The 19,887-nt window shown below is 63.3% G+C and carries 18 protein-coding genes; 9 read left to right on the plus strand and 9 right to left on the minus strand.

The window, feature by feature from the left end:
- Window positions 1-24: 24 nt before the first annotated feature.
- A complete protein-coding gene (locus tag WH265_RS05565; RefSeq protein WP_165841233.1) occupies window positions 25-393 on the minus strand; it encodes a winged helix-turn-helix transcriptional regulator in 369 nt (122 codons plus the stop codon).
- A 201-nt stretch (window positions 394-594) separates the two neighbouring features.
- Here WH265_RS05565 and WH265_RS05570 point away from each other — a divergent pair, with 201 nt between their 5' ends.
- The gene (locus WH265_RS05570; RefSeq protein ID WP_339557620.1) at window positions 595-1,602 is read left to right on the plus strand and encodes a zinc-dependent alcohol dehydrogenase family protein; all 1,008 of its coding nucleotides are present in this window, start codon (window positions 595-597) and stop codon (window positions 1,600-1,602) included.
- Between the two features lie 123 nt (window positions 1,603-1,725).
- Here the strand turns inward: WH265_RS05570 and ilvD are convergent, their stop codons facing one another.
- Window positions 1,726-3,591 (minus strand): dihydroxy-acid dehydratase, encoded by a 1,866-nt coding sequence (ilvD, locus tag WH265_RS05575; protein WP_339557621.1) that lies wholly within the window; start codon window positions 3,589-3,591, stop codon window positions 1,726-1,728.
- Between the two features lie 245 nt (window positions 3,592-3,836).
- Window positions 3,837-4,079 carry a TIGR04438 family Trp-rich protein gene (locus tag WH265_RS05580; RefSeq protein WP_312989235.1) on the minus strand — a complete coding sequence of 81 codons (243 nt, stop codon included), beginning with the start codon at window positions 4,077-4,079 and terminating at the stop codon, window positions 3,837-3,839.
- Between the two features lie 146 nt (window positions 4,080-4,225).
- Here WH265_RS05580 and WH265_RS05585 point away from each other — a divergent pair, with 146 nt between their 5' ends.
- On the plus strand, window positions 4,226-4,531 hold the full coding sequence (locus tag WH265_RS05585) for a c-type cytochrome (RefSeq protein ID WP_021027702.1): 306 nt from the start codon (window positions 4,226-4,228) through the stop codon (window positions 4,529-4,531).
- A 94-nt stretch (window positions 4,532-4,625) separates the two neighbouring features.
- On the opposite strand, the gene WH265_RS05590 is transcribed toward WH265_RS05585, so the two are convergent.
- Window positions 4,626-5,090, minus strand: a complete 465-nt coding sequence (locus WH265_RS05590; protein ID WP_021027703.1) for a hypothetical protein — start codon at window positions 5,088-5,090, stop codon at window positions 4,626-4,628.
- 159 nt (window positions 5,091-5,249) lie between these two features.
- Window positions 5,250-7,250 (minus strand): acetate--CoA ligase, encoded by a 2,001-nt coding sequence (gene acs, locus WH265_RS05595; RefSeq protein WP_339557622.1) that lies wholly within the window; start codon window positions 7,248-7,250, stop codon window positions 5,250-5,252.
- A 322-nt stretch (window positions 7,251-7,572) separates the two neighbouring features.
- Here acs and WH265_RS05600 point away from each other — a divergent pair, with 322 nt between their 5' ends.
- The 6 genes from WH265_RS05600 to WH265_RS05625 all read left to right on the plus strand — a co-directional run bounded on the left by WH265_RS05600 (window position 7,573) and on the right by WH265_RS05625 (window position 14,454).
- Complete coding sequence (locus WH265_RS05600; RefSeq protein ID WP_027011086.1) at window positions 7,573-8,175, plus strand: TIGR00645 family protein; 603 nt, start codon at window positions 7,573-7,575, stop codon at window positions 8,173-8,175.
- Between the two features lie 848 nt (window positions 8,176-9,023).
- Window positions 9,024-10,328 (plus strand): glycine betaine/L-proline ABC transporter ATP-binding protein ProV, encoded by a 1,305-nt coding sequence (gene proV / locus WH265_RS05605; RefSeq protein ID WP_021027706.1) that lies wholly within the window; start codon window positions 9,024-9,026, stop codon window positions 10,326-10,328.
- A complete protein-coding gene (gene proW, locus WH265_RS05610) occupies window positions 10,325-11,614 on the plus strand; it encodes a glycine betaine/L-proline ABC transporter permease ProW (protein ID WP_339557623.1) in 1,290 nt (429 codons plus the stop codon). Before proV ends, proW begins: the two co-directional genes overlap by 4 nt.
- Before the next feature lie 162 nt (window positions 11,615-11,776).
- Window positions 11,777-12,784 (plus strand): glycine betaine/L-proline ABC transporter substrate-binding protein ProX, encoded by a 1,008-nt coding sequence (proX, locus tag WH265_RS05615; protein WP_339557876.1) that lies wholly within the window; start codon window positions 11,777-11,779, stop codon window positions 12,782-12,784.
- A 229-nt stretch (window positions 12,785-13,013) separates the two neighbouring features.
- Window positions 13,014-14,027, plus strand: coding sequence for a glycine betaine/L-proline ABC transporter substrate-binding protein ProX (proX, locus tag WH265_RS05620; RefSeq protein WP_339557624.1), 1,014 nt, complete (start codon window positions 13,014-13,016; stop codon window positions 14,025-14,027).
- 106 nt (window positions 14,028-14,133) lie between these two features.
- Entirely contained in the window at window positions 14,134-14,454 is a 321-nt protein-coding gene (locus WH265_RS05625) for a YkgJ family cysteine cluster protein (protein WP_339557625.1), read from the plus strand.
- Between the two features lie 40 nt (window positions 14,455-14,494).
- On the opposite strand, the gene rtcA is transcribed toward WH265_RS05625, so the two are convergent.
- Genes rtcA through WH265_RS05640 form a run of 3 tightly spaced genes read right to left on the minus strand, consistent with a single transcriptional unit; the run spans window position 14,495 to window position 17,538 of the window.
- A complete protein-coding gene (gene rtcA, locus WH265_RS05630) occupies window positions 14,495-15,565 on the minus strand; it encodes an RNA 3'-terminal phosphate cyclase (protein ID WP_339557626.1) in 1,071 nt (356 codons plus the stop codon).
- A gap of 52 nt (window positions 15,566-15,617) precedes the next feature.
- Window positions 15,618-16,274: a zinc-ribbon domain containing protein gene (locus tag WH265_RS05635; protein WP_339557627.1), complete on the minus strand. Its 657-nt coding sequence runs from the start codon at window positions 16,272-16,274 to the stop codon at window positions 15,618-15,620.
- 43 nt (window positions 16,275-16,317) lie between these two features.
- Window positions 16,318-17,538 (minus strand): RtcB family protein, encoded by a 1,221-nt coding sequence (locus tag WH265_RS05640; RefSeq protein ID WP_339557628.1) that lies wholly within the window; start codon window positions 17,536-17,538, stop codon window positions 16,318-16,320.
- 208 nt (window positions 17,539-17,746) lie between these two features.
- Between WH265_RS05640 and WH265_RS05645 the strand changes: the two genes are divergently transcribed.
- Window positions 17,747-18,148 (plus strand): hypothetical protein, encoded by a 402-nt coding sequence (locus tag WH265_RS05645; RefSeq protein ID WP_339557629.1) that lies wholly within the window; start codon window positions 17,747-17,749, stop codon window positions 18,146-18,148.
- An 8-nt stretch (window positions 18,149-18,156) separates the two neighbouring features.
- Here the strand turns inward: WH265_RS05645 and WH265_RS05650 are convergent, their stop codons facing one another.
- Window positions 18,157-19,734: a vWA domain-containing protein gene (locus tag WH265_RS05650; RefSeq protein WP_339557630.1), complete on the minus strand. Its 1,578-nt coding sequence runs from the start codon at window positions 19,732-19,734 to the stop codon at window positions 18,157-18,159.
- Window positions 19,735-19,887 lie beyond the last annotated feature (153 nt).

Below are 19,887 nucleotides of genomic sequence, written 5' to 3' on the forward strand. Positions count from 1 at the left end.
ATCCTCCCGAGCGGGGACCTAGGACTAGGCCGCGCAGCTGGCCTGCACGCCTGGCGCCTCGTCCTGCAGCCCTTGGGATTGCGCATAGTCCATGCCCCAGTCGCGCATCGCAATCAGCACCGGTTTGAGGCTGCGCCCCATGTCGGTCAGCGCATAGTCCACGCGCGGCGGTACCTCGGCATAAACGGTGCGCGCAACAATGCCGGCCTCTTCGAGCTCGCGCAGCTGCAGGGTCAGCATGCGCTGGGTGACATTGGGAATGGCCCGGGACAGTTCGCTGAAGCGCTTGGTGCCATGGAGCAGATGGAAAAGCACAATCGGCTTCCAGGTGCCGCCCATGACGGACAAGGTCACCTCCACCGCGCAACCACTTTTGCTGTTCAAACGCTTCATATTCTCTCCACCGAGCCAGTCGACCAGGGTGCCATCCTAGCGCCAAGCCAATGCCCATGCATTGCTTACATTTTTAATACTAGACCACAAATATGTTGGTTCTGGCTTTCTGAGCCTGGCGCTTGCATGATGGCCGGGTGGCTGCGCCGTGCAGCCTTCACCGCTCTTCAACGTGATAGCAACCCAGGAAAGAGAAACGCCATGAAAGCCATACAAGTTGCCGCCCCCGGTGGCCTGGACCACCTGCAGCTGGTCGACCTGCCAGCACCTGCCGCGCCCCGCGCCGGCGAAATCCAGGTACGCCTGCATGCCAGCTCGCTCAACTACCACGACCTGGCCATTGCCGCTGGGCGCTCGCCCACGGCCGATGGCCGCATCCCGATGGCCGATGGCGCCGGTGTGGTCACGGCCGTGGGCGAAGGCGTGACCGAGTTTGCCGTCGGCGACGCCGTGGTGTCCTGCTTTTTCCCGCTGTGGCAATCGGGCAAGCAGGTGCCCTCCACCTTTTCTACCGTGCCCGGCGATGGCGTGGACGGCTTTGCGCGCGAGCAGGTCACGATGGCCGCCACGGCCTTTACCCATGCACCCAAGGGCTATACGCATGAGGAAGCCGCCACCCTGACCACCGCTGGCCTCACGGCCTGGCGCGCTTTGGTGGTTGACGGCCGCATCGAGGCGGGGCAAACCGTTCTGGTGCTGGGCACCGGCGGCGTCTCCATCTTTGCGTTGCAACTGGCCCATGCGATGGGCGCCAAGGTGATTGCGACCACCTCCAGCGCCGCCAAGGCAGAGCGCCTGCGTGCCCTGGGCGCCGACACCGTCATCAACTACCGTGACCAGCCCGAATGGGGCGATGCGGTGCTGCAGGCCACCGGCGGTCGCGGTGCCGATATCGTCGTCGAAGTGGGCGGCCCCGGCACGCTGCCCCAGTCCATCCGCGCCTGCGCGCCTGGCGGCCATATTGCGCTGATTGGTGTGCTGACCGGCTTTGCCGGCGCTGTGCCCACTGTGGAGCTGATGCGCAAGCAGCAGACCTTGAAAGGCCTGATCGTCGGCAGCCGCGAGCAGCAGCAAGACCTGGTGCGTGCGCTGGAGCAGCTGGCGCTGCGCCCCATCATCGACAGCAGCTACCCGCTGGAGAAAATCGCCGATGCCTTTGCGCACCAGATCAGCGCGCAGCACTTTGGCAAGATCTGCCTGCACTGGTAACTGGTGGCGGCAGGGCAAGTGCGCTGATGTCCGCCCTGTTTGCCCCATCTGTCCCACTTGCCCCATGAAAAAACCGCCCCGGGCTTGCGCCTGGGGCGGTTCTTCATGGAAGGCGAAGGACGCTCAGTCCAGCAGCGAGATATCGCGCACCGCGCCCTTGTCGGCCGAGGTCACCAGTTTGGCATAGGCCTTCAAAGCGGTGGACACCTTGCGTGGACGGGGCTTGGCAGGCTTCCAGCCCAGCGCATCTTGCGCTTCGCGGCGCTCGGCAAATTCCTCGTCGCTCACCAGCGCATTGATGGTGCGGTTGGGGATGTCGATCAGGATACGGTCGCCGTTTTGCACCAGGCCAATCGCGCCTCCAGCCGCTGCCTCTGGCGAGCAGTGGCCAATCGACAGGCCCGAGGTACCTCCCGAGAAACGGCCATCGGTCAGCAGTGCGCAGGACTTGCCCAGGCCCTTGGACTTGATGTAGCTGGTCGGGTAGAGCATCTCTTGCATGCCGGGGCCGCCCTTGGGGCCTTCGTAGCGCACGATCACGACATCACCAGCCTTGACCTTGTCGCTCAGGATGTTTTCCACCGCCTCGTCCTGCGACTCGACCACATGGGCCGAGCCTTCGAACACCAGGATCGAGTCATCAACACCGGCGGTCTTGACCACGCAGCCATCCAGCGCGATATTGCCGCGCAGCACGGCCAGGCCGCCTTCTTTGGAGAAGGCATGGTCGTAGGAGCGGATGCAGCCTTCGGCGCGGTCCAGATCCAGGCTGGGCCAGCGCGTGCTTTGGCTGAAAGCCACCTGGGTGGGGATGCCGGCCGGGCCCGCCATGTAGAAGGTGCGCACGGCCTCGTCTTCGGTACGCACGATGTCCCATTGGTCCAGCGCGTCCTTCATGGTCTTGGCATGCACGGTGGGCACATCGGTGTGCAGCTTGCCGGCGCGGTCGAGCTCACCGAGGATGGCCATGATGCCGCCTGCGCGGTGCACGTCTTCGATGTGGTACTTGTTGGTATTGGGCGCCACCTTGCACAGCTGCGGCACGGTGCGCGACATGCGGTCGATGTCGGTCATCGTGAAATCGATGTCCGCCTCTTGCGCAATCGCCAGCAAGTGCAGGATGGTGTTGGTCGAGCCGCCCATCGCGATGTCCAAGGTCATCGCGTTCTCGAAGGCCTTGATGCCAACGGCGCGGGGCAGCAGGGTCGCTTCGTCTTGCTCGTAGTAGCGCTTGGCCAGCTCCACGATCAGGCGGCCTGCGCGCTTGAACAGCTGCTCGCGGTCCGAGTGGGTGGCCACCACGGTGCCATTGCCTGGCAGGGCCAGGCCCAGCGCTTCGGCCAGGCAGTTCATCGAGTTGGCGGTGAACATGCCCGAGCAGGAGCCGCAGGTCGGGCAGGCCGAGCGCTCGACTTCGGCCACATCGGCATCGCTCACATTGCTGTCAGCGGCCATCACCATCGCGTCGACCAGGTCGAGCTTCTTGATCTGGATGGTCTTGCTGCCGTCAGCCGCTGGCACGGCCAGGCGCACCTTGCCCGCTTCCATCGGGCCGCCCGAGACAAACACCACGGGGATATTGAGGCGCATCGCAGCCATCAGCATGCCGGGGGTGATCTTGTCGCAGTTGGAGATGCAGACCATGGCATCGGCGCAGTGCGCGTTGACCATGTATTCGACCGAATCGGCAATCACTTCGCGGCTGGGCAGCGAGTACAGCATGCCGTCATGGCCCATCGCAATGCCATCATCGACGGCAATGGTGTTGAACTCCTTGGCCACGCCACCTGCCGCTTCGATCTCGCGGGCGACGAGCTGGCCCAGGTCCTTCAGGTGCACATGGCCCGGAACGAACTGGGTAAAGGAGTTCACCACCGCAATGATGGGCTTGGAGAAATCGTCGTCTTTCATGCCGGTGGCACGCCACAAGGAGCGGGCACCAGCCATGTTGCGACCGGCGGTAGAGGTTTTGGAACGGTATGCGGGCATCGTGGTGTACGAATCAGTAAACAATAAGAATGCGGCCTGTCTTGCATAGTGCGGGCCTGGATATACGCCAGGGCCAGCGGGCAAGTTGGCGAGAACCTCTTGAGTGCACGCCGATGTGAGCGATGATTATCGCGCAGCTGGGCAAATGACGGAGACACTCGGGTTCCAGCCAGTAAAGGCCGTAGGGGCAGCGGGCGGGCAGAAAAAAACCGCCTCGTCGGCGGTTGGTGCCCCAGCAGCCGCTGTCAGCGGCGCCGGCGGGTCGATTGGCCCAGCGCTTCCTTGGATTTTTGCAGGCGGCGCTCTTTTTTCAGCACCTCCTGCTCCATCGCCTTGCGCTTGGTGTAGCCCGACCAGTCGGCCCAGGCCCACCACAGCGCAGCCAGGCCAAAAGGGGCCAGCACGGCAGTCCAGGACCAGGCCGCCACCGGGCCTATCTCCAGGTACTTCAACAACAGCAGAATGATCCCCAGGATCAGAAAATACATGGTCTCTCCATCCGCTTTGGCCCCTTGTATGTCGGTGGCGTAAAGCCCGTAAAGAATGCAAACTTGTGGAACATCCTGGCGCCCCCGCAGTCCTATGCAGCGACCCATTAGAATTAATGTACCTCATGCGCTAAGGAGATAACACGATGAACCGTATTCTGATTGCCACGGCACTGGCCTTGTCGGCCAGCGCACCTGCGTGGGCTGATCAGGCATTGGCCCAATCCAAGAACTGCATGGCTTGCCATTCGGTCGACAAGAAAGTAGTGGGCCCCGCATTCAAAGATATTGGCGCCAAGTTTGCAGGCCAGCCCGGCGCATCCAACATGCTGGCCCAGAAGATCATCAAGGGCAGCGCCGGCGTCTGGGGCCCCGTGCCCATGCCCGCCAACACCCAGGTCAGCGAAGCCGATGCCAAGAAACTGGCCGACTGGGTGCTGACCCTCAAGTAAAGAGCGCCTCGCATGCAGGTCGGGCCTGCCGGCCCACTCCCATGAAAAAACCACCTCGCGAGGTGGTTTTTTGCTGGCTGCGCAAGTGCGTCCTTCAGAACGTATTGCGCGGCGGCTCGACATGGCGCATGCGGTCTTCAATCTGGCCCAGGTAAGCGGCATTGCTGTTGTCCGACTCCTGGGCACGGGCCACCAGGTGGGCTTCCAGCTCTGCCAGGCGGGCCAGCAGTGCCGACTGGCCAGCGGCGTGCTGGCTCTCCAGCACCTGGCGCAGCTCGGTAAAGCGCGATGCCTCGGCCTTGTCGGCCAGCTCACGCTGGGCCGTCATCTCCTTGTTGTGGCGGCGCGCCTCCAGCATGACCGAGCCCTGCAAGGACAGCACATAGGCGATGAAGATGACGCACAGCAGCACCGTCAGCGCCAGCATCAGCACACCGAGCGGGGCGTGGATGGTGGTCAGGCCCAGGTTGACCTCGGACGGGGTGGACAGCACCTCCCAGTTGAGGGCCGCCAGGCCGCCGATGAGCACGGCGATGATGAGAAGAAGAATGCTGCGCATAGTGGATTTTGATGGCAATAGTGGAACGCATAGACCATAGCACGGTCCATGCACCAGCGCTTGTCAGCCAATGCTGGCAATTTCCTAGCGGTTCTTCAGCTTTAACAACAGCTTGGCGCGCTGGAAGGCTCCAGCGCGCCATTTGTTGACATTTACCGGTCAGTGCGTATCGGACAGCTGGTCGAGGATCGCCGGGTTCTCCAGGGTGGAAGTGTCCTGCGTGATCGCCTCGCCCTTGGCGATCGAGCGCAACAGCCGGCGCATGATCTTGCCCGAGCGCGTCTTGGGCAGGTTGTCGCCAAAGCGGATGTCCTTCGGCTTGGCGATCGGGCCGATCTCCTTGGCCACCCAGTCGCGCAACTCCTTGGCAATCTGCTTGGCTTCGTCGCCAGTCGGGCGTGAGCGCTTGAGCACCACAAAGGCGCAGATCGCCTCGCCCGTCATGTCATCGGGCCGGCCCACGACGGCCGCCTCGGCCACCAGGTCGGTCTTGGCGACCAGGGCCGACTCGATCTCCATCGTGCCCATGCGGTGGCCCGAGACGTTCAGCACATCGTCGATGCGGCCGGTGATGCGGAAGTAGCCGGTCTTGGCATCGCGCACCGCGCCGTCGCCGGCCAGGTAGATGCTGCCGCCCATCTCTTCGGGGAAATAGGCTTTCTTGAAGCGCTCGGGGTCGTTCCAGATCGTGCGGATCATCGACGGCCAGGGCTTGCTGATCACGAGGATACCGCCGGTACCGTTGGGCAGCTCCTTGCCGGTCTCATCGACGATCTGGGCCATGATGCCCGGCAGCGGCAGGGTGCAGGAGCCCGGCACCAGCGGCGTCGCACCCGGCAGCGGCGTGATCACATGGCCGCCGTTTTCCGTCTGCCAGAAGGTATCGACAATTGGGCAGCGCTCGCCGCCGATGTTCCGGTAGTACCACATCCAGGCTTCGGGGTTGATGGGCTCGCCCACCGATCCGAGAATGCGCAGGCTGCTGAGGTTCCAGTTGCGAGGATGTACCTTGTCGTCCGAGTCAGCCGCCTTGATCAGCGAGCGGATAGCCGTGGGGGCGGTATAGAAGATCGACACGCCATGGCGCTCGATCATCTGCCAGAAGCGCCCGGCATTGGGGAAGGTCGGCACGCCCTCGAACACCACCTGGGTCGCGCCAGCGGCCAGCGGGCCGTAGGCAATATAGGTGTGGCCAGTGATCCAGCCGATATCGGCCGTGCACCAGAACACATCGCTGGGCTTCAGATCAAAGGTCCACTCCATCGTCATCTTGGCCCAGAGCACATAGCCGCCGCTGGCATGCTGCACACCCTTGGGTTTGCCGGTGGAGCCGCTGGTGTACAGGATGAAGAGCGGATGCTCGGCATTCACCGGCACCGGCGCGCATTCCTTGCTCTGGCCGGCCAGCGCCTCGCCAAAGCTCACATCCCGGCCGTCGACCTTGTTCCAGGCCGTCTGGGTGCGTTCAAACACCAGCACTTTCTTGACGGTGTCGCAGCCACCCATGGCCAGTGCGTCGTCGACAATCGCCTTCAGCGGCAGCTCCTTGCCGCCGCGCATCTGGTAGTTGGCGGTGATGATCAGCACCGCGCCGGCATCGATGACGCGCTCATTGACCGCCTTGGCCGAGAAGCCGCCAAACACCACCGAGTGGGTCGCACCAATGCGCGCGCAGGCCTGCATCGCCACAATGCCCTCGACGGTCATCGGCATATAGATAAGGACCCGGTCCCCCTTTTGCACGCCCTGGGCCTTGAGCGCATTGGCAAAGGCGCTGACCTTGTCCAGCAGCTCGCGGTAAGTGATCTTGGTCACCTGGCCATCATCAGCTTCAAAGATGATCGCTGTCTTGTTCTCCACCGGCGTGCCGATGTGCTTGTCCAGGCAGTTGGCGCTGACGTTGAGCTCGCCATCCTGGAACCACTTGAAGAACGGCGGCTGGCTCTGGTCCAGCACCTCGGTGAAGGGCTTGGTCCACTGCACATGCTCGCGGGCACGTTTCGCCCAAAAACCTTCAAAGTCGGACTCGGCCTCGGCGCACAGCGCCTGGTAGGCCTCCATGCTGCCGACGCGGGCCGTGGCAGACAGGCTGGCGGGTGGGGGAAATACGCGGTTTTCGACCAGAACGGATTCAATGGTTCCTTGGGCTGGGGCTGTCATGGGTGGGTCTCCTTTGCAAACATTGTAGGTATGAAAATCGCTGCTACTGTGGACCGGCGCACTTACAGGCATCTGACAACGCAGCACTGGCTGCCACCGCTTGCGATAGACAAAACCAACCACCCGATCCAGACAAGGAATTTTCCCAATCGCCACACTGCAGACGCAGGGCGCTGGCTACAATGCGCGACGCTCTTTTTAGCGGCATTTCCGCACGCGCTGAGCCAGCATCCGGACAGGCTGGCACGGACCTCAGCGATGGACGGCCGAAACACAGATTCCAAACCTGCTGCAGGGCACTCTCTCCACTACCCCCTCCACCATGTCTCTCCCTCAAAATGCTCCTTTGCGCCCCTTGCCGGCGCTGATTTTTGCCAGCCGCTGGCTGCAACTGCCGCTCTACCTGGGCCTGATCGTTGCCCAGCTGGTGTATGTCTGGCATTTCCTGGTCGAGCTGCTGCACCTGGTTGAAGCGGCCTTTGGCAGTGATACCGCGCTGCGCATCCTCGTCACCTCGGTGGGCTACTCGCCCGATGTCCAGATCACGGCGCTCAACGAGACCATCATCATGCTGGTGGTGCTGGGCCTCATCGATGTGGTGATGATCTCCAACCTGCTGATCATGGTGATCGTCGGCGGCTACGAGACCTTTGTCAGCCGCATGCACCTCAACCGCCACCCGGACCAGCCCGAATGGCTGGGCCATGTGAACGCCTCGGTGCTCAAGGTCAAGCTGGGCCTGTCCATCATCGGCATCAGCTCCATTCACCTGCTCAAGACCTTTATCAATGCGCCCAATTACAGCGAGAAGGTGCTGATGTGGCAGACCATCATCCATGTGGTCTTCCTGCTGTCCGCGCTGGCCATCGCCTGGACCGACCGCATCCTGCACCCCGCAGGCCCTGCGCACAAGGACAGCCACTGATCCAGCAGCCGCTACGCGCCCCCCAGCCCCGCCCCCGTGCGGGGCTTTTTCATGGGCGCTTTGGTGATCCGTATTGGCGAAAAATTCCTACATGGCAGCCCTTGGTTTTCATATATCAGTAGTCATTTACCCTTAAAAGACAGCATCCACAGCACAAGCAACGTGATCGGTGCGCAATTGCCAAAATCGGGGTCTTTTCTGCATTGGCTTCGCATAAAATTGAAACTAGATGTTTCCTGCTCATGCAAAGCCCTGACCGCTTGATCCGACCATATTTGGTTTTTTATTGCTATTAAAAAAGTAGCAACACAGAAATCAGATGCTGCAAATGGCCGCGTTGAGCGCTAAATTCGCCCGGATGAAACCCGCTTTTTTTGACTTCTATATTTCCAATACGTATACTTAAAGGATGTTTTACAACCTGCAACGCAGGTAATCCGTGCCTTTCTGACAGGCGCGGATCGTCTCCGTCGGGTCTTTGGCGCCACGCCAAAGTCCGTCAACAGGCCGGAATATTCCCGGCCCTGATGCCCCGGCGTGGTGGCCTTTTTACAGTGTCCGCCGCGCTCGCGTGATTGAAACGATCGGGTTTCAATGCGCACGAGAGACCCTGTACCTGGCTCGACCCTGAAGCCCATCGCTGCTGGCATGCACGCCCGGTACAGGCAGAAATTGTTGGTCACATTGCGTGTCCTGCCCACCCCACGAGGGCTTGCCATGGTTGTCGCTTCGACAGCCAGGCGCAGCTATCGGCATCAGGGTTGAGAGATTGACGGTCCCGTGCTGGACGACGCCCTTCAGGGGCGTCTTCAGCGTTGTAGCCACTACAACTTAGGGAGGAGCCACACATGGCCAAACAAATCCGTATCGAGCACGTCTTCAAGGTGTTCGGAGATTCCCCAAAAGCCGCGCTCGAGCTGGTGCGCAAAGGCGCCACCAAGCAAGAAGTCATGGAGAAGACCGGCAACTCCATCGGCGTGTTTGACGCCAACTTCACCATCGAAGCCGGTGAGATCTTTGTCGTCATGGGCCTGTCGGGCTCGGGCAAGTCCACCCTGGTGCGCATGCTCAACCGCCTGATCGAGCCCACCAGCGGAGCCATCGTCGTCGATGACCAGGACATCAACCAGCTGTCGGACAGCAAGCTGCGCGCACTGCGCCGCAAGGACATCTCGATGGTGTTCCAGTCCTTTGCGCTGATGCCCCACCTCACCGTGGTCGAGAACACCGCGTTCGGCCTGGAGCTGGCCGGCGTGGCTCGCGAAGAGCGCCTGACCGCTGCCGAGCAAGCGCTCGAGCAGGTGGGCCTGGCCGGCTGGGGCGCAAGCTACCCCGATGAGCTGTCTGGCGGCATGCAGCAGCGCGTGGGCCTGGCCCGTGCGCTGGCATCGGACCCCTCGATCCTGCTGATGGACGAGGCCTTCTCGGCGCTCGACCCGATCATCCGCACCGAAATGCAGTCCGAGCTGATGCGCCTGCAGGAGATCAAGCGCCGCACCATCGTCTTCATCTCGCATGACCTGGACGAAGCGATGCGCATTGGCGACCGCATTGCCATCATGAAGGACGGCATGGTCCAGCAGGTCGGCACGCCTGACGACATTCTGCGCAACCCTGCCAACGACTATGTGCGCGCCTTTATCCAGGGCGTGGATGCTGCAGCCGTCTTCAAGGCCGCCGATATCGCGCGCCGTGGCATCACCATCGTCAAGGAAAGCGACCAGCGCGGTGCGCGCGCCGCAATGCAACTGCTGCAGGACGAGGACCGGGACTTTGCCTATGTCGTTTCGCCCCGCAAGCAGTACCTGGGTACGGTCTCGACCGAATCCCTGCGCAATGCCTTGAAGGGCCATGTCGGCCCGTTGGGTCTGCAGCATGCCTACCTGGACAAGGTCGAGCCCATTGCCGAAGACGCGCTGGTGGCCGATCTGTTTGGCCAGGTTGCGCAGGCACCCTGCCCGCTGCCGGTGCTGCGTGCCGATGGCCGCTTTGTCGGCGCGATCAGCAAGAACACCCTGCTGCGCTTCCTGGACCGCGACACGCCGCCGGTGCCGCCGACCGACCCTGCGGTGATCGCCATGCAGGCGGCCACCGAGGCCGCTGCCGCTGAAGCCGCCAATACCGACAACAACGACAACAGGAGTGCCGCATGAGTACCGACAACACGCTGACCATCGCCCAGAACACTGCTGCGGCCGACCCCTGGGCCGATACCGCATCGACCAGCTCGAGTGCGGCCACCGCATGGACCGCCACCGACGCTACGGACGCCGCTGCAGCACCCACCCAGGCCGCACCGGTGGACGACCCCTGGGTTGCCGTGGGCAATGTCTCGGGCAACACCGACTGGCTGGGCGGCCCCGACGCCGTGGGCCAGACCGCGGACGCAGCCCAGGCTGCCGCGCAGCATGCGCAGGCCGCCCATGACAGCGGTTTCCACCTGAGCCAGCTCTGGGACGGCAGCCTGCCGGTGCAGGACTGGATCAACAGCGGCCTGACCTGGGTGGTGGCCAATTTCCGCCCCTTCTTCCAGACCGTGCGCGCGCCGATTGACGCCACGCTCACCGGTGTGGAGCATTTTCTGACCGCCATCCCGATGCTCGCGATGGTGGCGATCCTGGCGCTGATCGCCTGGCAATTTGCCGGCGGTGCCCTGGCCATTGGGGCCGTGGTGTCGCTGCTGATCATCGGCATGCTGGGTATCTGGCACGAGGCCATGGTCACCCTGTCGCTGGTGCTGACCTCGCTGGCCTTCTGCATCATCATCGGTCTGCCGCTGGGCATCTTGCTGGCCAGCAGCGACCGGGCACAGAAGTTCTTCCGCCCGGTGCTGGACGCCATGCAGACCACCCCGGCCTTCGTCTACCTGGTGCCGGTGGTGATGCTGTTTGGCATTGGCAATGTGCCAGGCGTCGTGGTGACCATCGTGTTTGCGCTGCCACCGCTGGTGCGCCTGACCAACCTGGGTATCCGCCAGGTACGCCCTGACCTGATCGAGGCGAGCCGTGCCTATGGCGCCTCGCCTCTGCAATTGCTGTGGAAGGTGCAGCTGCCGCTGTCCATGCCCTCGATCATGGCCGGTATCAACCAGTCGCTGATGCTGTCGCTGTCGATGGTGGTGATTGCCTCGATGATCGCCGTGGGCGGCCTGGGCCAGATGGTGCTGCGCGGTATTGGCCGCCTGGACATGGGCCTGGCCACTGTTGGCGGCCTGGGCATTGTGCTGCTGGCTATTTTGCTCGACCGCATCACCCAGGCCATGGGCCAGCCACGCCGTGGCGTGCGCCACTGGTGGCAGACCGGCCCGGCCGGCCTCATCGCCCGCGCCCTGCACAAGCCAGAAGCCAGCCCTGCGCCCAAGCCCCTGCCCCAGGCAGCGGCCCAAAAGCAGGCGCAGGCATCCACGCAGCCCGGCCAGGACGCCGTGCCTGCCGCCTAAGCCCAGCCAGGGCAGCCGCAACCGCCCGCTGCCCTGCCCACCCGCTTGGCCCCATTTGCACATTGATCGGCGGCGCGCACTGCGCCCGCGCCGAACCCCTAACAAGGAGCATCCATGACATCCACCCCCCATTCCTGGCAGGCCTTCGCGGCCCCCACCCGCATGGTCAAAAGCCTGCTGACCACCAGCCTGCTGGCCGCTGGCCTGGCCGCCGCCGGCCATGCTGTGGCCCAGGACCTGCCCGGCAAGGGCATCAAGGTCCAGCCGCTGCAAAGCTCGATCGCCGAAGAGACCTTTCAGACCCTGCTGGTCAACAAGGCCATGCAAAAGCTCGGCTATGACGTGCAGCCCATCCGCGAGGTGGAGTACGCCACCGCCCACGTGGCGATCGGTAACGGCGACGCCACCTACATGGCCGACCACTGGGATCCGCTGCAGGCCGACTTCTACAAGAATGCCGGCGGCGCCGACAAGCTCTACCGCGAAGGCGAGTACTCGACCAGTGCCGTGCAGGGCTACCTGATCGACAAGAAGACCGCCGACGAGCACAAGATCACCAATATCGAGCAGCTCAAGGACCCCAAGATCGCCAAGCTGTTTGACACCGATGGGGACGGCAAGGCCGACCTGACAGGATGCACCCCCGGCTGGGGCTGCGAGGGCGCGATCGAGCACCAGCTGACGGCCTACAAGCTGCGCGACACCGTCACCCATGTGCAAGGCACCTATGCCGCGCTGATGGCCGACACCATCGCCCGCTACAAGTCCGGCAAGCCCATCCTCTACTACACCTGGACGCCGTACTGGGTCAGCGCCGAGCTGCGCCCTGGCCGTGATGTCGTCTGGCTGCAAGTGCCGTTCACCGCACTGCCCGGCAACCAGGCCGATCTGAAGACTGCGCTGCCCAACGGCAAGAACTACGGCTTCCCGCTCAACACCCAGAAGATCGTCGCCAACAAGAAGTTTGCCGAAGCCAACCCAGCGGCCGCCAAGCTGTTTGCGATCATGAAGCTGCCGGTCGCGGACATCAACGCGCAGAACCTGGCGATGAAGGACGGCCAGAACAAGCCTGCCGATATCGAGCGCCATGCCGACGGCTGGATCAAGGCCCACCAGGCCGAGTTTGACGGCTGGATCAAGACGGCGCTGGACGCCGCCAAGGCGCAATAAGCCTGCCTGCAGCACCCGCCCGGCAGGACCTTGCCGGGCCGGTGCCTTTCCCCCTGGGCATGCCGCCATGCCCACCGCTGCAGCGCCAGCGCTGCGCAGCCCCAAGCCCCCCGCAAGCTGCACACAGACCAGCCGGCACCACCGGCCGGGCGCCGTCTTGCCCCAGGGCTGCCCATGTTCCCTCTCGGTGCACATCGGGTGCATCGCGTATCCATCCAAGGAGAAGACCATGACTGATAAAAACCGCCTCAATCGCCCCGTCCACCTGGCCTGCGCCGCCGCCATCGCGCTGATGGCCTGGGGCCCCGTCGCCCAGGCGCAAGACCTGCCCGGCAAGGGCAAGGATGTGCTGCCGCTGCTGGGCACCGTGGACGAGGAGATGTTCCAGACCCTGATCGTCTCGCGCGCGCTGGAAAAGCTCGGCTACACCGTCAAGGACCCCAAGGGGCTGGAGAACGGCACCGAGCACGTGGTGGTCGGCCAGGGCGATGCCACCTTCATGGCCAACCACTGGATTCCGCTGCACCAGGAGTTTTATGAGCGCAATGGCGGCGCCAAGGTCTTCTACCGCGAAGGCATGTTCTCGACCAATGCGGCGCAGGGCTACCTGATCGACAAGGCCACGGCCGAGAAGTACAAGATCACCGACATCATGCAGCTCAAGGATCCCAAGATCGCCAAGCTGTTTGACACCGATGGCGACGGCAAGGCCGATCTGACCGGCTGCAACCCCGGCTGGGGCTGCGAGCTGGCGATCAACAAGCACCTCAAGGGCCTGGGCCTGGAAGGCAGCGTGACCCACCGCCAGGGCAACTATGCGGCGCTGATTGCCGACACCATCGCCCGCTACCAATCGGGCAAGCCGGTGCTCTACTATGTCTGGACCCCCTACTGGGTCAACGGCGTGCTCAAGCCCGGCCAGGATGTCGTCTGGCTGCAGGTGCCCAACATCCCCAATGCCAAGGGCGATGACGACACCCGCCTGCCCAACGGCAAGAACTATGGCTTCAAGGTGAACAACCAGTACATCCTCGCGAACAAGAAATGGACCGACGCCAACCCGGCCGCCGCCAAGCTGTTTGCGCTGATGCAGGTGCCCATCGAGGACATCACCGCGCAGAACCTGCTGATGCGCAATGGCGAAAACAAGACCGCCGATATCCAGCGCCATGCCGACACCTGGATCAAGAACCACCAGGCCAAGTTTGACGGCTGGATCAAGCAAGCGCTGGCCGCCAAGTAAGCCTGGCGCCTTCTGCACCGCAGCCCGAGCCCGCTCACCCAGCGGGCTTTTTTGTGGCTTTCAGCGGCGCAAAACTACAATAGCCGCCAAACAACGCCCATGCCCCATGTCCCATCCCTGCCTCAGTTGCGGCGCCTGCTGCGCCAGCTTTCGCGTTGATTTTTCCGTCCATGAATGCGACAGCAACGGCGGCCGTGTGCCCTCGGGCCTGGCCGAAGAGGTCAACGACTCGACCTGCCGCATGCGCGGCACCGACTATGCCCGCCCACGCTGCGCGGCCTTGACCGGCACCATTGGCCAGCAAGCCGCCTGCGGTATTTATGAATGGCGCCCCTCGCCCTGCCGGGAGTTTGCCACCGGCAGCGAGGCCTGCAACAAGGCCCGCCTGCGCCATGGCATGCAGGCGCTCGAAGGTGGGCTGTACTAGCCAGCCCGCCCAGCGCCCCATGCGTTGCGCTAGAGCGGTGCTAGAGCGGAGCAATCCGCACCACTGGCGCGCTGGCTGTCTCGATGGACATGCGCAGCGGCAGAAACTGCGCAATCACCGCCATATTGCTGTGCAGGTGCGCGCTGGCCTCGCTGCAGCTGAAGGCTGCAGGCTGGCCGCTTTGCCACACGGCCAGCGCCTGCAGCAGCAAGAGCTGGTCGGCCAGGTAGGCGCAGACAGCGGCATCGGGCTTTTTCTGGTAATCGCGCAGGTCCTGGCAGAGCTTGCGCGCCACCGCTTCGGACGATACGCCGTGCGCCCCCAGGCACCAGAACAGCTCGGTGACATGGTCATAGCGCAAGGTGGCCTGCAGCAGATTGCCCGGGCCTTCCTCCTGGCCCACCGGCAGCAGCTCCATCGCGCGCCGGTCCCAACCGGTCAGCCGCGCCAGCTCATCGAACTCGCGCATCGCCACGCCACGCGGCACGGCCGCGCAGACCGCCTCCACCGACACATGCTGCAGCATGCCGCGCGCCAGCAGGTCAAAAGGCTGCAGCCCTTGCGCTGCCGGGCTGATGCAGGCCAGCGCCTCGCCACCGCCCGCCGGGTAAAAGCCAAAGCGGCGCAGGCGCAGGTCCAGCCCTGCCCCCATGCGTGCCACCAAGGGTGCATAGGCGCGCTCGATGAAATGGGAGTTCGGCGCCAGCGGGTTGTGGGTGCCGCCCGCCAGCTGCACCGTGCTCGCGCCATCGGCCATCAGCAGCGCCGGCAGCACCGTCTGCAGCACCAGCATGGCACTGCCCGCGCCCGAGATCGGGAAGCGGTAGTCCCCGGCCTTGAGCGTCACCGGCGCAAACTGCAGCTCCGTCACGCCCGCAGCGATGGGCGACAGCTGTGCCTCGCTGATGGTCTGCGCCGCCTGCACACAGGCCAGGTGCTGGCGCATCAGGCCCGGCTTGGAGCGCCTGGCCCGGATGCTGTGCATCGCCAGCGGCCTTTGCGTGATGACCGACAGCGCCAGCGCTGTGCGCAGCATCTGGCCGCCGCCCTCGCCTTGCGAGCCGTCGATCTCGACCAGCCCCTTTTCTATCCATTGGCTTGCGGTTTGCATTGGAATCGTTTCCCTCTCACTGTTTTCTTCTTCGGTTTTTACCTGCGCTGGCTCAGTGGCCGGACAGCGCAGCGCCCATGGTCACGCGGGGATAGGTAACTACTCGGCAGACGCGATGCACGCCGGGGCGCAGCTCCAGCTCGCGCCGCAGGATGCGGTCGATGCGCGGCGCCCAGCTGCGCTCCAGGCTCAGCGCCTCCAGCTGCGCATGCGCGGGCTTGTCACCAAACTGCACCCACCACCAGGCGAGGGCCTGCGCTGCCAGGCTGCGCAGATCCGGCGCCTTGGACTGCAAGGCGGCATGCACACGGGCACGGGCAGACGCATCGGGGCGGTCACGCCATAGCGAACGCAAAGCCGCCATCTCCGCCGCATCGCAATGGCTTTGGCGCCAGGCGCGGTGCCGGGCACGGCAGTCCTTGCAGCGGCTGGCACTGGCATACAGGCTGCCTTGCACTTGCTCGTACCACCATTTCTGGTCCTGCGCGGTCCAGACTGAGGCTGCACCGCAATCACAGCAGCGGTAGCTGATATCGACGTAGTAACCGGGGAGCCAAAAAGGCGCGCCGTGGATCAGTTCAAGGCGCTGCACATCAGCCGCCAAGGCGCCATGCGGCATGGCTGGGCGTAACGCTGCTTCGCGCTGCGCCTCCATGCGCGCCCAACGGCGCTGCTTGATCTCGTGTCGACGTTGCTTATTGCTCTTCATCACCCTTCTCCTCAGGGTTGCGGCCCCAGGGCCGCCGCCCTTTTTACCCCTTCACACACACCACCTGCTTGAGCGTGTACACCACCTCCACCAGGTCACTCTGCGCCGCCATCACCGCGTCGATGTCCTTGTAGGCCATGGGGATCTCGTCGATCACCTCGGCATCCTTACGGCATTCCACCCCTTCGGTGGCGCGCATCTGGTCCTCGACGGTGAACAGCTTCTTGGCCTTGGTCCGGCTCATCGTGCGACCGGCGCCGTGGCTGCAGCTGTTGAAGCTCTCGGGGTTGCCCTTACCACGCACGATAAAGCTCTTGGCCCCCATGCTTCCCGGGATGATGCCCAGCTCACCCTGGCGGGCGCTCACGGCGCCCTTGCGGGTCACAAACACCTCCTGGCCAAAGTGGGTCTCGCGTTGCACATAGTTGTGGTGGCAGTTCACCGCTTCCAGGTGCGTCTCGAACGGTTTGCTAATCACCTTCTGCAAGGCATGGATCACGCGGACCATCATCACCTCGCGGTTGGCACGCGCAAACTTCTGCGCCCAACCCACCGCTTTGACATAGTCGCCAAAGTAGGCGGCGCCTTCTTCAAAGTAGGCCAGGTCCTTATCGGGCAGGTTGCGCTGGTGCAGCTCGGCATCCTTCTTGGCCAGCTCGATGAAGTGGGTGCCAATGGCGTTCCCCACCCCGCGCGAGCCCGAGTGCAGCATGATCCACACGGCTTGGTTCTCGTCCAGACAGACTTCGATGAAGTGGTTACCGGACCCCAGGGTTCCCAGGTGCTTGTAGTTGTTGGTGTTCTTCATGCGCGGGTGCGCTTCGCAGATCTCCTCGAACTCTTTCACCAGCACCGTCCAGGCGGCATCGGTTTCCTCAGGCGGCGTCTCCCAGCTTCCCTTGTCGCGGCCATAGCGCTTGGGCGTCATACCCACGGGCACCGCCCGCTCGATCGCAGCGCGGATCGGCGCCAGGTTGTCGGGCAGATCGCTGGCCGTCAGCGTGGTCTTGCAAGCCATCATTCCGCAACCCAGGTCCACCCCCACCGCCGCCGGGATGATGGCCTTCAGCGTAGGCACCACCGAGCCGATGGTGGCACCAATCCCCAAGTGGACATCAGGCATCACCGCCACGTGCTTGAACACCACCGGCAGGCGCGAGATATTGGCCAGCTGGTTCTGCGCTTCGGCCTCGACCGGCACGCCGTTGGTCCACATCTTCACGGGCACGCCATTAGGCACTTGCATTTCGTTGTATTGCGACATCTCTTAGCTCTCTTCTTTATCTTCACACCGCTGTATGACAGCGATGACTTGGTAGGGCGGGATACGGTGAGCACCTCTGGGCTGCGACCAGGGTTTGGTGAAACACTTCCGGAGCTCTGGCACTGAGCTACAGGTTCAAAGAACCTGGCGGGATTCCAACCCGCATCGCCGGATTCCAATGTAGTTCCACCGGCATTCGCAGCCAGCGATGCAAACCTTCCCAAAAACACTATCCCAACAAAAGCGCGACCAGGGTCGGCAAGACAACTGCCACACCGGTTTCCCGGCTGAGGATTCGAACCCCCGGCGTTCCGAATGTAGTCTTGCCAGCATTCGCGCAAACCAAAAATCTTGTGCAGATGGGCCACCTGCAGCGACTAAAAAGGTGAAATATTTTTCGTGCTCTACCCATGAGCTACAACTTGCGTTGGCAGGACTCGAACCTGCTCCCTCGAGCGTTAAAGGCTGTAATTTCACCGGCATTCGCCGCAAGCCACCCAAACCTTTTAAACCTTATTCATTGTCGATATCCACCGTTGGCGACCAGATTGGTGGTGTGACGCAACAGTTTTGGAATGTAGTCACACCGGCATTCGCCAACAGCAGATAAAACACAGCTTACTGGGCGGGCAGCACGATCTGCTCGATTTCGCCTACCCAATGTGCGGCACCCAGCTTGCCTTCGGCAAAACGGGCCACCACATCAAATACCGCATCGCTGAAACCACCGATATTCAAGATATCGGCACGCTCCTGCGCCTGCGTCGTCGCATACGGCTGGATGTCAATACACACCAGCTTGGCAGCGGGGTTGCGTTGCTTGATGCGCGCCCATTGCTGCATCGTCTCCGTCGCACCCGAGCGCTTGCCATCCACCCAGGACTCGTTGTCCGAGACCAGGATCACCAGGTCCACGGCCGCCTTTTCATCGGCCAGCAGCTTGAGCGGCGCACTGCAATTCGTACCGCCTCCGCCCACAGCCGCCAAGCGGGAGGCATTGGTCATCACCGAATCACGGCCGTTGAGCGACAGCGGCACCACCTTGCATTCAAAGGGCAGCACGCGCGCCTCGCGGTTCTTGCGCAGCACGGCAGCCGCCATCAGGCCGGCCACATCGATGCAGCGCACCTTGCTGGCGGCACCGGCCCGGTACCCCGTCACCGACGAGCCCATGGAGCCGGAGACATCGGGGCAGACGGCGACCCGGCCCGCAAATTGCGGCACGTTGGCCGTCGCCAGCTCCATCGCATCCTGCAGCGCCTCTGCCACGGCAGCCGGCACCTGCTGGCCCGCAGCCTGGTAGGCCGACAGCAGCTGGTAAGGCATCGCACGGGCCTTGGCCACGGCTGCCGCATCCTGCAGCTTGGCGGCCACGCGCTCAGCCATACCGGGCAGCTCAAACACACCATGGCGCGCCAAGGTGTTCAGGTTCTGCCGCAGCATCTGCCACGAACCCTGGCTCGCAATCTGCGCCCACTGCTGCGCACCCAGGCCCAGCGCGGTCAGCATCTGGAACGGCACCTCCGGCACCTGCTCGGGCATCTGGCCCTGGGCCACCGCACGCTTGAAGCGCTCGAACGCCAAGGTGATGGGTGGCAGGCTGGCTTCGTCATACGACTTGCCAATCAGCCAGGCAAACCAGGCAGCGCGCCATGCCTCATCGGGCTTGGGATGCACCATCTTGACCACATCGGCGAGCGAGGGTTGGCTACCGATGGCGGCGTTGAGCAACTGCTTTTCCGTCGCCGTCAGCAACCACTGCTGCACCAGCTTCTTGGGCCGGGTACCGAGCGACTTGCGCCCCAGCACCCCGCTGCGCAGGATCTGCACAAAATTGCGCAGCATCTTGCCGTTGTCCACCACGCGGGGAAAGATCTGTGCCAGCAGCTCGACATCACGCACGGCCAGCACCGCCGCCAACGCGGCAGGCATGTCCTTCATATAGCCACGCTCACGGGCATAGATGGCCGTCTTGGCAATAAAAGTCGCTTCGACCTTGGCCAGCACGTCCATCAGTTGCGAGAGCTGGTCCTGCGGGCTGGCATAAAAAGTCTGGCCCAGGCAGCCGGTCAGCGCCATTTGCGCCAGCTGGTGCTGCGGGCCAAATGCATAGGCCGCCATACCCGATTGGTTGGTGGCATCCGCCGTTGCCAGCTGGGCGCCCTTGTAGGTTTGAAACAGTTGCAGGTTGACCATGGTGTTCTTCTTTCTTGTTCATTCAACGCCTCGGGAAAGCAGAGACCCTGCTCTGCTTTCCCCAACTCACGCCACGTGGCGCTTGTTAGGTTTATTGCCAAAAGCGTGCCAACTTTTATACCCAGCACTCCTCCAAAAATAAATTATTGATTT

This window comes from Comamonas sp. MYb396 (assembly GCF_037479555.1).
GTDB lineage: Bacteria > Pseudomonadota > Gammaproteobacteria > Burkholderiales > Burkholderiaceae_C > Comamonas.

What these genes read in the sequence shown, in the direction of transcription:
- proV (WP_021027706.1), top strand. Translation starts at nt 9,024, where the DNA reads ATGGCCAAACAAATCCGTATCGAGCACGTCTTCAAGGTGTTCGGAGAT.
- proX (WP_339557876.1), top strand. Translation starts at nt 11,777, where the DNA reads ATGGTCAAAAGCCTGCTGACCACCAGCCTGCTGGCCGCTGGCCTGGCC.
- WH265_RS05580 (WP_312989235.1), bottom strand. Translation starts at nt 4,079, where the DNA reads ATGTATTTTCTGATCCTGGGGATCATTCTGCTGTTGTTGAAGTACCTG.
- acs (WP_339557622.1), bottom strand. Translation starts at nt 7,250, where the DNA reads ATGACAGCCCCAGCCCAAGGAACCATTGAATCCGTTCTGGTCGAAAAC.
- WH265_RS05645 (WP_339557629.1), top strand. Translation starts at nt 17,747, where the DNA reads ATGCAAACCTTCCCAAAAACACTATCCCAACAAAAGCGCGACCAGGGT.
- proW (WP_339557623.1), top strand. Translation starts at nt 10,325, where the DNA reads ATGAGTACCGACAACACGCTGACCATCGCCCAGAACACTGCTGCGGCC.
- ilvD (WP_339557621.1), bottom strand. Translation starts at nt 3,591, where the DNA reads ATGCCCGCATACCGTTCCAAAACCTCTACCGCCGGTCGCAACATGGCT.
- WH265_RS05635 (WP_339557627.1), bottom strand. Translation starts at nt 16,274, where the DNA reads ATGAAGAGCAATAAGCAACGTCGACACGAGATCAAGCAGCGCCGTTGG.
- WH265_RS05570 (WP_339557620.1), top strand. Translation starts at nt 595, where the DNA reads ATGAAAGCCATACAAGTTGCCGCCCCCGGTGGCCTGGACCACCTGCAG.
- WH265_RS05625 (WP_339557625.1), top strand. Translation starts at nt 14,134, where the DNA reads ATGTCCCATCCCTGCCTCAGTTGCGGCGCCTGCTGCGCCAGCTTTCGC.
- proX (WP_339557624.1), top strand. Translation starts at nt 13,014, where the DNA reads ATGACTGATAAAAACCGCCTCAATCGCCCCGTCCACCTGGCCTGCGCC.
- WH265_RS05650 (WP_339557630.1), bottom strand. Translation starts at nt 19,734, where the DNA reads ATGGTCAACCTGCAACTGTTTCAAACCTACAAGGGCGCCCAGCTGGCA.
- rtcA (WP_339557626.1), bottom strand. Translation starts at nt 15,565, where the DNA reads ATGCAAACCGCAAGCCAATGGATAGAAAAGGGGCTGGTCGAGATCGAC.
- WH265_RS05565 (WP_165841233.1), bottom strand. Translation starts at nt 393, where the DNA reads ATGAAGCGTTTGAACAGCAAAAGTGGTTGCGCGGTGGAGGTGACCTTG.
- WH265_RS05585 (WP_021027702.1), top strand. Translation starts at nt 4,226, where the DNA reads ATGAACCGTATTCTGATTGCCACGGCACTGGCCTTGTCGGCCAGCGCA.
- WH265_RS05600 (WP_027011086.1), top strand. Translation starts at nt 7,573, where the DNA reads ATGTCTCTCCCTCAAAATGCTCCTTTGCGCCCCTTGCCGGCGCTGATT.
- WH265_RS05590 (WP_021027703.1), bottom strand. Translation starts at nt 5,090, where the DNA reads ATGCGCAGCATTCTTCTTCTCATCATCGCCGTGCTCATCGGCGGCCTG.
- WH265_RS05640 (WP_339557628.1), bottom strand. Translation starts at nt 17,538, where the DNA reads ATGTCGCAATACAACGAAATGCAAGTGCCTAATGGCGTGCCCGTGAAG.